The organism is Anaerocolumna cellulosilytica (genome assembly GCF_014218335.1).
GTDB lineage: Bacteria > Bacillota > Clostridia > Lachnospirales > Lachnospiraceae > Anaerocolumna > Anaerocolumna cellulosilytica.
On the sequence record NZ_AP023367.1, the window covers coordinates 2,958,005 to 2,971,205 of the forward strand.

Annotated in this window: 11 protein-coding genes; all 11 read right to left on the reverse strand. The window is 34.1% G+C overall.

Going from position 1 to position 13,201, the window contains the following annotated elements; genetic code table 11:
* Positions 1-41: 41 nt before the first annotated feature.
* The 11 genes from acsn021_RS12120 to dhaK all read right to left on the reverse strand — a co-directional run bounded on the left by acsn021_RS12120 (position 42) and on the right by dhaK (position 13,190).
* Positions 42-1,667: a B12-binding domain-containing radical SAM protein gene (locus tag acsn021_RS12120; RefSeq protein ID WP_184088969.1), complete on the reverse strand. Its 1,626-nt coding sequence runs from the start codon at positions 1,665-1,667 to the stop codon at positions 42-44.
* A gap of 26 nt (positions 1,668-1,693) precedes the next feature.
* Positions 1,694-3,151, reverse strand: a complete 1,458-nt coding sequence (locus acsn021_RS12125; protein ID WP_184088966.1) for a class I adenylate-forming enzyme family protein — start codon at positions 3,149-3,151, stop codon at positions 1,694-1,696.
* A gap of 547 nt (positions 3,152-3,698) precedes the next feature.
* Positions 3,699-4,502, reverse strand: a complete 804-nt coding sequence (locus acsn021_RS12130) for an ABC transporter permease (RefSeq protein WP_184088962.1) — start codon at positions 4,500-4,502, stop codon at positions 3,699-3,701.
* A 1-nt stretch (position 4,503) separates the two neighbouring features.
* Entirely contained in the window at positions 4,504-5,295 is a 792-nt protein-coding gene (locus tag acsn021_RS12135; protein WP_184088960.1) for an ABC transporter permease, read from the reverse strand.
* Positions 5,292-6,293 (reverse strand): ABC transporter ATP-binding protein, encoded by a 1,002-nt coding sequence (locus acsn021_RS12140; protein ID WP_184088956.1) that lies wholly within the window; start codon positions 6,291-6,293, stop codon positions 5,292-5,294. Before acsn021_RS12140 ends, acsn021_RS12135 begins: the two co-directional genes overlap by 4 nt.
* Positions 6,294-7,421 (reverse strand): DegT/DnrJ/EryC1/StrS family aminotransferase, encoded by a 1,128-nt coding sequence (locus acsn021_RS12145; RefSeq protein ID WP_197978573.1) that lies wholly within the window; start codon positions 7,419-7,421, stop codon positions 6,294-6,296.
* 48 nt (positions 7,422-7,469) lie between these two features.
* Positions 7,470-8,339, reverse strand: coding sequence for a hypothetical protein (locus acsn021_RS12150; RefSeq protein WP_184088950.1), 870 nt, complete (start codon positions 8,337-8,339; stop codon positions 7,470-7,472).
* 18 nt (positions 8,340-8,357) lie between these two features.
* Positions 8,358-9,050: a hypothetical protein gene (locus acsn021_RS12155; RefSeq protein ID WP_184088946.1), complete on the reverse strand. Its 693-nt coding sequence runs from the start codon at positions 9,048-9,050 to the stop codon at positions 8,358-8,360.
* 288 nt (positions 9,051-9,338) lie between these two features.
* Positions 9,339-10,100 (reverse strand): MerR family transcriptional regulator, encoded by a 762-nt coding sequence (locus tag acsn021_RS12160; RefSeq protein WP_184088943.1) that lies wholly within the window; start codon positions 10,098-10,100, stop codon positions 9,339-9,341.
* A gap of 428 nt (positions 10,101-10,528) precedes the next feature.
* Positions 10,529-11,368, reverse strand: coding sequence for an AraC family transcriptional regulator (locus acsn021_RS12165; RefSeq protein WP_184088940.1), 840 nt, complete (start codon positions 11,366-11,368; stop codon positions 10,529-10,531).
* A 61-nt stretch (positions 11,369-11,429) separates the two neighbouring features.
* Positions 11,430-13,190, reverse strand: coding sequence for a dihydroxyacetone kinase subunit DhaK (dhaK, locus tag acsn021_RS12170; RefSeq protein ID WP_184088937.1), 1,761 nt, complete (start codon positions 13,188-13,190; stop codon positions 11,430-11,432).
* Between the last annotated feature and the right edge of the window lie 11 nt (positions 13,191-13,201).

Below are 13,201 nucleotides of genomic sequence, written 5' to 3' on the forward strand. Positions count from 1 at the left end.
TCACCTCCTCTCCTACAATAACAGTGGATACAGTCGTACACTTATAATATCTTAATCCCCTTTCTCATCAATTTTAGTCTTGAACTCATCCACTGCTGCTCCAACCTTACCTGATTATCGCTAAGCAGAGTATCCCACTCTTTTACTATGTTATCGCCGATATGGCTCAAAGTATCGTTTTCGGCAGCATCAATTAACGTATTAAAGGTTTCATAAAGTCTTTTTCCTACTGCATCTGCCATTTCATGGTATCTAGTTTTATATTCACGCATCTCATCTGATATTTTTTCAAACTCCTCATACATGTCCTTCCATACTTCATATAATCTTAATTCATATGCTAATTTATCGCATGTGTTCTCAAATCGCCTTACACTATCAAGACCATTTATCTTATTTATTAAAGCACTTAATTTTTCGATTCTGCCATCTTGGAACATATATGTATATTCGAAATCACTTTCATCCACACCTGTTATTAAACCATCCAGTGCAATCCTTTGAAATATCTTAGTATCCGGAAAGACATAAAGTGAATGAAGCCAACTTAGTGGACGGTAAGCTACTCCAACTTTTACCAGAAAATCCGCGTTATGCCTCAAATCCTTAAATGTTACATAAGGATGAAACATGATTATTAAACCACATACGTCCACACCATTTTTAGAAAATACATCAAAAGCATTTAAATTATTTTCAACGGATGCACGTTTTCCAAATGAAATCAGAGAATTATCAGAACCACTTTCAAAACCCGGAGAAACGCTGAAAAGTCCGAGCTTTTTCATTCTCTTAATTAATGCTGCATCTTTCGCATCCCATGACTCTGCTCTGGTCAAAAAGGAAAATGCAATTTTAATACCACTTTTCTCGATTAAATCCATCAACTCAATGATACGTTTTTTCCCCCTTGGATCTGGGTCTTCAAAACTACTGTCGACAAATTCCACTACAACCCGTTTATCAGGAAATGATTGTTGTAATTTAATCAGTTCTTCCAATATATTTTTTGGTGTTCGCCCCCTCCATCTGGAGTATTTTACCGCTTTACTTACCCGATGAGATACACAAAAATCACAATTTCCCAGACACCCTCTGGACGTTGAGACTGAAGTAAAGATATTTGGTGAATTACTGTTATTCAAAGTTCTAATAATATCTTCTGCTGGTAAAGGAAGAGAATCTAAATCATCAATCTGATCCCTTGGAGAATTTCGTTTTATGTACCCATCTTTTCTATAATAAATACTTCTACAATCATCAAGTGACTTCCCAGCCTCTAGTCGTTGACATATATCAATATATGTCAGCTCACTTTCTCCATATGTAATAATATCTATATTCTTTTGTTCTTTTAATATCTTGGCAGCATACAGTGTAGCAGTATGTCCACCCGAAATAACAACTATTTCAGGATTTTCCTTTTTTATCCTATCAGCAAGTTCATATACAACCTTTTTATTTTCAGGATATAGAGTCATTGCAACAATGTCAGCATTAAATGACATAACCGCTTTATAAACTTCTTCAACAGTCTGTCCTTCAAACACATTAACAAATACATTATGCCCGGCCTTTCTTAATGATGCTGCAATATACTGGATTCCCAAATTAATTCTCTGAAATAATGAACTATACGATCTCCACTCAAATATTACAATATTCATGATTCCCCTCTTTTCACACCATTTCGTTAATTTACCCTGCGTATTTTTCCATAACGACTTTTGGGAAGACTCTCGACAATTTCGATTTTGCTTGGTATCTTATGTGGAAGAAGCATTGTTTTACAATATTTAACGATATCGTCAATTTTAACTTCTGCCCCTGGCTTTAAGACTATCTTAGCCAAGATACGCTCTCCATAAATTTCATCTTTTTCTCCCAACATTACAGCTTCATATACTCCAGGATAAGATGTTAGTACAGTCTCCACCTCCTGAGGATTAACAAGGTGCCCGGCAATATTAACTGTGTTAGATAGACGACCTGTTATATAAAGGTATCCATCCTCGTCTAAATAACCTAAGTCACCGGTATGAATCCATCCATCTTTATAAACTTTTTCTTCTAACTCAGGACGGCAAAAATACCCTTTTGATTTATGGGTGCCCGAGACAAGGATTTCTCCTTCTTGCAAGTTATCTGTATTATTTCCTTCTTTATCAACTATACGTATTGAAACTCCTTTAAGTGGAATACCTACTGATTCACTTAACTTGTTTAAATCATCATAGGGATTAAAGGTGCAGTAAAATGCTTCAGAAGAACAAAATATCGACCTTATTGGAATATTAGTGAGTTCATAAAAATTACTAAACGTTTTCTTATCCAAGTATGCAGAAGTTGAAACACACAATCTTAAGTGTTCTAGTTTAGTATTTCTCACCTGCATAGCCTCAACCAACAATTTATAAAAATACGGAACACAAAATAATACTGTGGTTTTGGTCTCATTTAAGGCTTTTATCGTACGACTTGGTAGTGGTTCATTTAATAATACAAGTGTTGAACCAGCTGATAGTGCTGGTAAGATAGCAGTAAAAATAACGGACGGAAGAGATGGTGACATTGGTGTCAATAATACATCCTTTTCAGTCAAATGAAACGCCTCAATCAACGACTCTAGAATTGCAACTGTTGCATCATTATCATACATAACACACTTAGGAGCACCTGAAGTACCCGAAGTGTATGCGTAAAAAGCACTGTTTGGGATTGAATCTATTATTTCTTCTGAAACGATTGCTGCAATAATCCAATCTGGATGCAACTCATATTTATGCATGTTTGCTTCACTTAAAAGCTCAGCATGCTTTTTGTTCTCACTACATAGCCAATGCGGTTTTCCTGCCTCCAAAGCCCGTTCTAATTCAGCGTTATTGGAAGATGGTTCTAAAGGAATTGGAACTGCACCGATTTTCCAAAGTGATAACCAAAGTGCAATAAAATCATATTTATGATCCGTACTAATTATAAACCGCTCTCCTTTTTTTACACCAATTGATAAGAGAAAATCAGTCCATTTGTTTATTCTACTATTTAAATCTTTATAAGTTATTTTCTCACTTGAAATTACAATTGCAGTTTTGTCAGGAAATTTTTTAATCTTTTCTTCAAATAAATTATACACATTATTAAAAGTATCCATTTGTTAATCCTCCTCATATGATTAAGTATATTAGTAAAATCAATATTTTTACCCTATTTAAGCTTTAAATCTTAGGGAACAAACACCATTTGGTTATCTCTCTGAATACGATAGTAAATGGGTACACGAAAAAAACGTCTTTATTGACTTATATATCTTGTGTTTAACCTCCCCCTCTTAGATATTTAATCTTTACCAGTGGTAACCCGGTTCCAAAAGGATATTTTGTCTACTTGAATCCAGTTTTATCATCTTTTACGTGAGCTATCTATGGTATAACTCTGAAAACCAAATTTATGTAACTAAATTCTAAATGAAATTAAACTCACATATCACGCCAGTTTAACGCTCTGGTATTCATTAAGTACATTTGTAGAACTTCCCTATAGGCCAAATTTGCCAACATGAAAGGAGATTTCTCTTATAGTATTATGGTTTATTTTTATTATGCAGGAAATTTTTAGTAAGAAATAGAATTTGATTAAACAATACAATTAGATTTATAGTTTTCAATTCCCAACGGAATTGAAAACTATAATAGTAAAAATTAGCTTGACGCACTAGAATACTTCTTTAAACTGATTTTAAATACTTTAGTAGATATAAAATAAATTATTATAGCAAATATGATACCTATTATTATTCTTTTTAAATCTATTCCGCCTAACAAGGCTTCTGCAGGTACAGTAACTATCAATCCTACCGGTATTATCCACGTAAGAATATTTTTTATAAACGTAGGATATATCCGAACTGGATATCGTCCTAATTCCATAAAGCTGTCAAATATCCAAAGGAGCGGTGTACCTAAGTACCAAAATGCCGCAGAGGTCATTAATAGCATAACAGAATATAAGATTACCAAACCCATAAGCAATGCAAAAAGGAATAATAATATATTTATTACTGAAATGTTACTACTGATATTAAAAACTGATATACCCATGATTATCAAACTTAAAATAACATCAATAATAGAAAAAGGAGACCAATTCCTCAAACTTATATACAATTGGGTAGGCAATGGCTTTAAAAGAGTAAAATCGAAACTACCTGTCCATAACTCTCCACCAAGTCCAGATATAGAGGATAAACTAGGAGCAATTACAAGATTCTTCAAACTTTGTACAAACATAAAAACACCAGTTACCGTCAAAGTTTCATATAATCCCCAACCATTTATTGTATTTACCTGAGAAAAGAGTATTAAAATACCTGCAATATTTCCGACTACAGCCAAAATAGTATTTAATAGTTTTCCGAAGAAATCAATTCTAAAAGCCATATCTTGCTGTAATGTTATTTTAAAGTGTAATTTAGCTACTTTATTTATCAATTTTAAATTGCCCATTCTAACCTCCAATTGATGAATAGTGTTTTATTCCTCTACTCCAAACAAAGCGATTTACTATAATAACTATAATTATCCATATTAATTGAATTATTAAACCGTAATTAATCTGTTCCGCACTGAGTTTGCCTTGAATCAATTCAATTGGAAAACCTAACATATATCTAAAAGGTGTAAACACAGAAATATGTCTAATAATACCTGGTAAAAGTATGGTAGGTATAATCTGTCCTGCTAGAATATGAACTAGTATATCATTAACACTCAGAAATGAATTAATTTTACTCGTAATTAAACCTAGCAGGGCTAACGTGTAGCCAAACATAAAACGAAGTACCTGTGCCAAAATCAGGCTTACAATAAATAATAAGAAGTTCGTAATAGTCAATGATAAGCGAAAGCCAAACAAAAATACAATAATTACAATAAATATTACAATGAATGGAGCACAGGCTATTTTCAGCGCAATATCTGCTGCAATAGGTTCATAAATTACTGGTAACGGTCTCAATAACCATGTTGAGAATGTTCCATTAAAAATATTATCCCCTACTGTCCAATGAGAAATTGGATACGTTAATTGGTTTACAAAAATCAAAATAGTATAATAGGAAATAAAGTCACTTTGTTCAAAACCTGAAACAGAACCTTGACCAGCAATTACAACCCATACAAACATATAAATTAGTGGAGTCATCATCCATCCCAAAGCTAACGTCCAGTAGAATCCTCTTGAGGCAATATAGCTAAAAAATGATTTTTTAATTAAAGCAATTCCACCTCTTAAATTCATACATTCACCCCATTACTATAAACTAAATCAATTAAAGATTCAATTTCAGGGTCTTCAATTGTCAAATCATTAACAATAAAATTGCTAAGAATCGTATATGAGGTTTGTGATATGTCATCTTTTCGAGCTCTTATCAAAAAGGTCTGTTCATTCTGATTAACCAGCGTTAAATCACCTTTTACATGTTTCTTTATATCCTCAAATCTAATATTTGCATCGGAAAATACTACTTTTATTAATTTAAAAGGTAATAATTTATCCCCTAAATGCTGCAAATCTCCATCATACATTAATTCACCCTTATTAATTAATATGACTCTTGAGCATAGTGAGGTAATATCACTCATGTAGTGGCTGGTTAACAAAAAGGTTGTATTGTATCGTTTATTGTATTCCTTTATAAAGCTGCGGAGGCGAAGTTGAATGGAAACATCCATTCCTAATGTAGGTTCATCTAAAAACACAATATCCGGACAATAAAGCAACGCCATTACGAATTCACATTTTGCTCTTTCTCCCAGTGAGAGATTTCTTGAGAGTTTAGGCAGCAATTCTTCAATAGATAAAAGATCTACCAACTCACCCAATCTTCTTTTATAATCCTCATCTGATATTTGATAAATCTCTTTTGTCACATAAAATGAATCCATAACTGTAATACTAGGGTTCATCTGGGATTTATTTCCCATAATCATACTAATTTTTTTTAAATACTCTCTTTTTCTTTCATATGGTTTGTATCCTGCTACAGTAATGTTTCCGCTTGTAGGATAGAGCAGACCCGAAAGCATTTTCAATGTTGTTGTTTTGCCCGCGCCGTTTGGCCCAATAAAACCAACCATTTCCTCTTTCTGTATATCAAAACTAATATTATTAACTGCGCTCACCTCAGTATAAACAGGATGTATTAAACTCTTAAATGAAGATAATAGACCCTGACCCCTAACAGGAATTTTATATATTTTCCCCAAGTCTCTTACTGATATTTCTGATTGCATTTAATGTCCTCCATTTTTAATATTTTCAAGAGTATCTTGTAATACTGTAACAATATAATCTTGTTGTTCCACTGTTAAATCTTGATATATAGGCAAACATATATGCCTGCTACATACATCATCTGCATTGGAAAAATCACCTTCAAAGCCTAATTGTACTGCAATTGGTTGACGATGCAACGGGACTCCATAGACTTCACCTTGCAGATTTACTCCTTTTTCCTTCATTTTTTGTTTCAGTAAATCTCGCTCTATACCTTTAGGTAATAATATTATATATTTATACCAATTACTATTACACATTGGATTTATAAGTGTTAATTCGGAATTCGACTTTAGCATGTCCGTATATCGCTTAGCTATTGCTTCTCTTTCCTGTAAAATATTACCCAGTCGTTTTAATTGAGAATACGCCATAATCGATGTAATCTCACTCATCCTATAATTAGCTCCCACTTGTGTATGGTATGTTTCCCATGGTTTTGGTTTTCCATGATTGCGATATAATCTCATCTTCTCTGTAAGTTCTTCACTATTTGTTACAATCGAACCACCTTCTCCGCTTGTAATAACCTTTGTTGCAAATAAAGAGTATTCACCTGCTATACCAAAACTACCTGCATGTTTACCATTTAAAGTACTGCCAAGGGCATGGGCTGCATCTTCAAATAACCAAATTCCTTCCTGTTTACACCACGCAGCAATCTTATCTATTTCAGGAGTTATTATTCCACCTATATGAACGATAATTACTCCGGTTGTCTTTTTCGTAACTCGTTTTTTCAGTTCTTCTAAACTAACTGAGAATGTTTTAGGATCTGTATCTACTAACCTGACAACTCCTCCTGCAAGCAGGACACCCATCGCGGTTGCTAAAAATGTATTAGTCGGCACAAGAACTTCTTTACCTTCAACACCTAGTGTTCTCATCATAACCTCTATTGCACTACTACCTGAATTAACTGCAACTGCATGTTTGACTTTTACAAAACTGGCTAATTCTTCTTCAAATCTTAAAACCTTTGTTCCCTGACTAAGTTGTCCTGTCGTTAAACATTCCTCTATCTCCCTTAAAATAAAGCTTTTCTCTTCATCCTCAAACTTAATTTTCAATGAAGGTATATTCATATACATCCCCCTTTTTCAGATATAATATTTTATCTCCTGAACCCCTTCTCACCAATCATATATAAGTGCTTTCCCCATAAACTTATTCTCTATAATTGATTGATGTATCTCACCAACACACTCTGCATGAACGTGGAGAGCAATTAAATCTTTTACATACAACTCTCTACTTTGTAGTAACTGTATTGCTGTTGTTTGTACATCTCGATTAATTATTCCATAACTATTTCCCTCAAACGAATGTACCCATTGAACCATATTACAATAATCTGATGTTAAATTAATAACATTGTGATACTGATTGAAAAATGTTTCATCAATTTCTTTTTCGTATATAACTTTACTTGCACCATATTCCTTCAAGTATTTAACGTCCAAATCTTCTCCTGTTAACAAAACTGTTGAATCAGTATTTTCCAGATTTAACAATTTTAATATTATGGCACCCAATATATTGCAACCTATCAAAAGAATAGGTTTTGATTTTATTATCCTGTAATCTTCACATAACTCCAACGCTTTACATATTAGCGGAAGAAAAATTGCGTCTACAGGATCGATATCATCAGGTAAAATTGAATAAAACCTACCCTCTGTTTTTAATGCACCTATATTGTCTATAATTGAGAATTTTTTAAATAATGGAGATAAAAGTATTCTACTTCCTATATCTATAGAGAAGTTCTGTTCTCCTATATCTTCCACAACAGCAATACTTGAATATGCATAGTGCTTTGGTATTATATTAAAAAGACTCATTTTATTATTCATGGATAAATTGAATAATATTGTCCCCATTAGCGTGAACATATTTCTTAATAAAACTTTATTTTGGTTTATTAAAAATTTATTTACTTCTGTTTTATAATTAGGAATATTATTGTTTACTATAAGTGATATATTCTCTCGAGTTTTCATTTCATCACCTTTAATATATTAAATATGATCCGGTATAAACACATAACGCCCACCAACAAATGGAGAATGAAACTGTGGTAACCACCCATGTACTGTAAACCTTTTTTTCGAATCAAAGCCTGCTACTAGCATAGCATTCCTTTCATATCTTCCATTTATAATCCAAATCTTATGTTTTGTGTCGGGAGTATCCCCAGTGAGATATCTCATTCTTGCCAAAAATACTAAGTATCGTTCTAAACTCATACCAAGTTTTCCTTCATTTTGATATACACGTTGAATTTCACGACCTTGGCTACCTAAATGTTCAGGCACAAAAGATTTTTTTGTCTTAAACCAGAAATCTTCTGATTCTGTAGTCTTACCAATCAACTCATCATCGAATGCCCAACAATCTAAATTGAATAATTGACCTAATTGTTTTTTGGTAATTCCCTTTGGAACACATAAAATAATTTCATTGTTATCATACGCCTCTTTAATTTCTTCTTTTGTGAAATAAGGCAATTTAAGGTTGAATTTTGCTTCAATTACATTTTCAATTCCTAAAGTCCGATACCAATTTTCCATCTCATAACAAACATACTCTGGATTCGTTACGTCCTCATTTTCATTCCTGAAGCGAATTAAGTCACTACTTGTTATGATTTTATCCTCAATCATTGCTTGAATGGTATCTATAGTATTCTTCCTTATATTATTTAGGGACATATATAACTCCACCTTTCTGCAAATTTATTGCGTTAAAATGACGATATCAGTTGGCCCAAACGAGTAGTTTTGCATTATATAAATATAGTCATACGAGCTATACTCCGTACCGTTAATTTTTTTCTATCACCATTTATCCCCCAATGTTGCTATAAACTTATATTATTTCAAATGCTTTTCTTGCAACATCTAAGTATAATCTTGAGTAAAGAACAGTAAACACCACCTTCCTATGACAAACTATAACATAAAAATAGGAGGGTGGTGTGCATATGTAAGGTTTAAATTTTATAACGTTTCCAACTCGTTAAAGATAGACGGTATCTTTTGAGCCGCATCCATAAGTTTCCACAACGCATGCAGCCAATGGTCACCAACGGAAATAAGTTCATCATATTCTGGATTGTTAAGTGCAGTTAAGACCATATTAGATTGCCCACTATTATATGTTGATATACTGTGATGAATAGCCGAAATACTATAACCAGCCTGACGTAACATATATACAATTCTTAATCTTTCTAAGTCTTTATTGTTATATAATTTTTCATTATTTATTCCAAGCGCATCAGAGGAAATCAAACCATTTCTTTCCCAATTTCGCACTGTCTCACCAGTAATTCCAAATAAATCCGCTATTTCCTTACGGGAGAAATTTATCGGTTGTTCAGGATTTTCTATAATTCTTTTTGATAATGCCCACTTTTGTAATACTTCCGCCGCCTTTTCAGCTAAATCAATTTCCTGTTTGATTGTCTGTATATAATCACTTGCATACTGTTTGCCAAAATCCCATTGCTTTTTAGCTGCCGCCCACATGACCTCATTTCCAGTATCTCTAATATGCCTATTTGTAAAGGGATAGCCAAAAATACATCTGCATATTTTTACTTGTAAAACGTGTATCTTACTAAATTTACGATAGTTATTTGAAGTTCTCTCTGCTGGCGATATATAACCAAGTCGTTCATATAGCCTTATGGTATTTGGATGAATACCATATAGATAAGCTAATTCAACTGGTTTATAAAATTTTTTATTCTGTTGCACTTCAACTATTCACCTCCATGTTTAATTTTTTTCTACCTCGTTTCTAACGTCCTTTTATATACTATCCAAGAGATATTACAATTATTATACTTTATTTTCCATAACTACACAATCCTGTCATTGTCATCCACTGTTGCTTTGTCAATGTGTTTCAAAACCTTTGAAGTAGTTATACCAAAGTTTTGATAAAATGCTTTAAGTTATCCTACAACCTTCGTAACGATACGTAAACCTTTGTAAAAAGTCCCACAAGTCATATACGTGTTGTAATCCGGCTTCCTATTAATATTTCGGACCTAGATGGTTAAAATATATATAGAGAAAGTGTGCTTCCATGTCCAAGAAACACACTTTCTCTATATATACTTTATTCTACCATATTCAAACGTCTTTTACTGTGTCTAGTTATCAGAGTAAAAGTTAACTCGTCAGGTTATATCTACTTTTTCAAATAATGAGAACTTCTCCTTCTTCCTCCATGAAGTAGGAGTAACGCCCGTCACTTCTTTAAATACACGGCCAAAGTGACTGACGCTGGAAAAACCGGTATTCATACCTATATTAGTAATATTATCATCAGAACAGTATAAAAGCCTCTGTGCATTTATTATTCTTGTTTTATTTATATACTGGACAATTGTAGAATTGGTATACTTTTTAAATTCACGACATAAATAGAAGGGGCTGATATAAAAATGTGCTGCTATTTCATTTACCGAAAGGTCATGCATATAATTGGCATTAATATAAGAAATAATACCTGTAATCTGATTCTTTTGAGCTTGTTTCAGCTTCTGGCGTTTATTTCGAAAAAGAATAATCAGCATCATATTTAGCAGACTTCTGCAATACTCATTGCTGTATTGCTGCGGATTTTGTTTTTCTATATTAATCAGATTCATTAATTGATAAACCTGCTTTGCCTCTGTCTTTTGTAATCTATATGCACCGGAAGACCCATTAAGTGCCTGGTTGAGTTCATTTGACAGAATCTCATCCTCACGAAAATAGACGATAAGACGGGAAAAGGGCACATCTTTATCACCGCAGGAATGATGAAGTACATACGGTTCAAATAACAGGAACTGCCCTCCCTCAATCGAATACATGTTATCATTTATAAGATGGTACCTCTGACCAGATTCCAGGTAATATAACTCATAAAATTCATGATAATGAGATGAAACCATATTATCATTCATCCCACTGACACGCTCGGCTGCTGACAGCTCCCCATTTATCATACGCTTTTGTGCATAATCAATCATAGTACCCCCCTAGCCAAAATAAACCAGTATCACTTTCTTTAGTATAAAGTGTGAGCCAGGCTCACACTTCTTCTATAACAGACTCAGCTATCTCTGTGAATATTATGCCTAATGCAAATGCGCCAGCATCAGGAAAACCAAGGCTTCTCTCTCCTACTGTACCAGCCCGTCCCATACGAGCAACAATATCTTTTGTCTTGTCCGCACCTTGAACAGCAGCTCTTGCTCCACTTTCAAAGGCTTTTTTTACAGTATCTTCTCTTTGTGCAGATTTACTTAGTTCATTTACACAAGGCACTAGAGCATCTATTAACGTTTTATCTCCAACAACAGCTCCCCTGCCAAAGGAACGTTCTCCGGTTTTTTGAATCCCGTCTACCGCTGCCTGCATTAAAGCAGCAAACTCTTCCAGTGTTACTTCTTTTTTCTCACCGGCACACTTCCCTGCCGCACGAAAAGCTGAACCCCAGATTGGCCCGGACGCACCACCACAGTATTCCATAATAACCATGGAGCAGCTTTCCAAAAATGCGCCGATTGTAGAAGCATGGTTTTCTAAGATATACTCCCACTCCCGTTTTAATTGCTTAAAGCCTTTTGCAACACTCATACCAAAGTCACCGTCACCAGCATGAGAATCCAGTTCGCAAAAGTATACCTCATTTTTAATAATACAGTCACTCATCTTATCAACCAGGAAAATCAGATTATTTAAAGAAAGTTTGTTATTCTGTATTTTGGCATACTCAGGACTTGTTGTTAAGCACATCTTGCTGTTTTTATGTTCTTCACTTGTCATGCTTATGTCCACATAAGGAATACTTTCTGCTTTGCCTGACACCTTAAAGGCCGGCGCATCACTGGTTTCATCTAATAATTCTTTCAGCTTAGAATCCATCTTCATAAGAGTTATAGAGGCCCCCAGCATATCAATGCTGGTCATATAATTTCCTACAAATGTACGATACACTGTTATATTTTTTTCATTCAGAATACGGGCTACCGAATTATTTAACACATACAATTCTTGTAAAGGTGTACTGCCAAAACCGTTAATTAATACGGTTACTTCCTCATCTTCTCTATGCAGTTCATCAAGTAACGAATTTACCATCCTTACAGCTAATTCGTCAGCACTTACAATTTTTTCCCTTTTAATACCGGGTTCTCCGTGGATACCAACGCCATATTCCATTTCTCCTTCAGCAATTTCAAAGGTTGGCGTACCTTTTGCCGGAACTGTACAGGAACTAAATGCACAGCCAATACTTTTAATATTTTTGTTTGCTTGCTCTGCGGCAATTTTGACTTCCTCTAAGGAAAGTCCTTTTTCTGCTGCCGCACCTGCTATTTTATGCACCAAAACAGTTCCTGCAACACCACGTCTTCCTACAGTATACAAACTGTCCTGAACCGCAATGTCATCATCTACCTTAACATAATCTACCTTAATTCCATCTTCTTCTGCAAGATAAGCAGCATTTTTGAAATTCATCAAATCGCCGCTGTAATTCTTAATTATTAAAAGAGTTCCTTTATCACTGGCCGTTTCTTTAATTGCCTGATAAACCTGAACCTGGGAAGGTGAAGCAAAAATATCACCGCATACCGCTGCATCAAGCATTCCCTTTCCAACATAGCCTGCGTGAGCCGGTTCATGACCGCTTCCTCCGCCACTAATCAAACTAACTTTCTCTTTATTAATCTTTCTTTTCTTTATTACCTTATATTTAGGAATGAACTCTGTCTCTGGATGTGCCATGGCAATTCCATTGCACATCTCAATTACCATTGTTTCCGGACGATTCATTATTTTTCTCATTTTAACACCCG

Excerpts from the sequence above, each read along its gene's own strand:
- acsn021_RS12120 (WP_184088969.1), bottom strand. The coding sequence starts at position 1,667 with ATGAATATTGTAATATTTGAGTGGAGATCGTATAGTTCATTATTTCAG.
- acsn021_RS12125 (WP_184088966.1), bottom strand. The coding sequence starts at position 3,151 with ATGGATACTTTTAATAATGTGTATAATTTATTTGAAGAAAAGATTAAA.
- acsn021_RS12130 (WP_184088962.1), bottom strand. The coding sequence starts at position 4,502 with ATGGGCAATTTAAAATTGATAAATAAAGTAGCTAAATTACACTTTAAA.
- acsn021_RS12135 (WP_184088960.1), bottom strand. The coding sequence starts at position 5,295 with ATGAATTTAAGAGGTGGAATTGCTTTAATTAAAAAATCATTTTTTAGC.
- acsn021_RS12140 (WP_184088956.1), bottom strand. The coding sequence starts at position 6,293 with ATGCAATCAGAAATATCAGTAAGAGACTTGGGGAAAATATATAAAATT.
- acsn021_RS12145 (WP_197978573.1), bottom strand. The coding sequence starts at position 7,421 with ATGAATATACCTTCATTGAAAATTAAGTTTGAGGATGAAGAGAAAAGC.
- acsn021_RS12150 (WP_184088950.1), bottom strand. The coding sequence starts at position 8,339 with ATGAAAACTCGAGAGAATATATCACTTATAGTAAACAATAATATTCCT.
- acsn021_RS12155 (WP_184088946.1), bottom strand. The coding sequence starts at position 9,050 with ATGTCCCTAAATAATATAAGGAAGAATACTATAGATACCATTCAAGCA.
- acsn021_RS12165 (WP_184088940.1), bottom strand. The coding sequence starts at position 11,368 with ATGATTGATTATGCACAAAAGCGTATGATAAATGGGGAGCTGTCAGCA.
- dhaK (WP_184088937.1), bottom strand. The coding sequence starts at position 13,190 with ATGAGAAAAATAATGAATCGTCCGGAAACAATGGTAATTGAGATGTGC.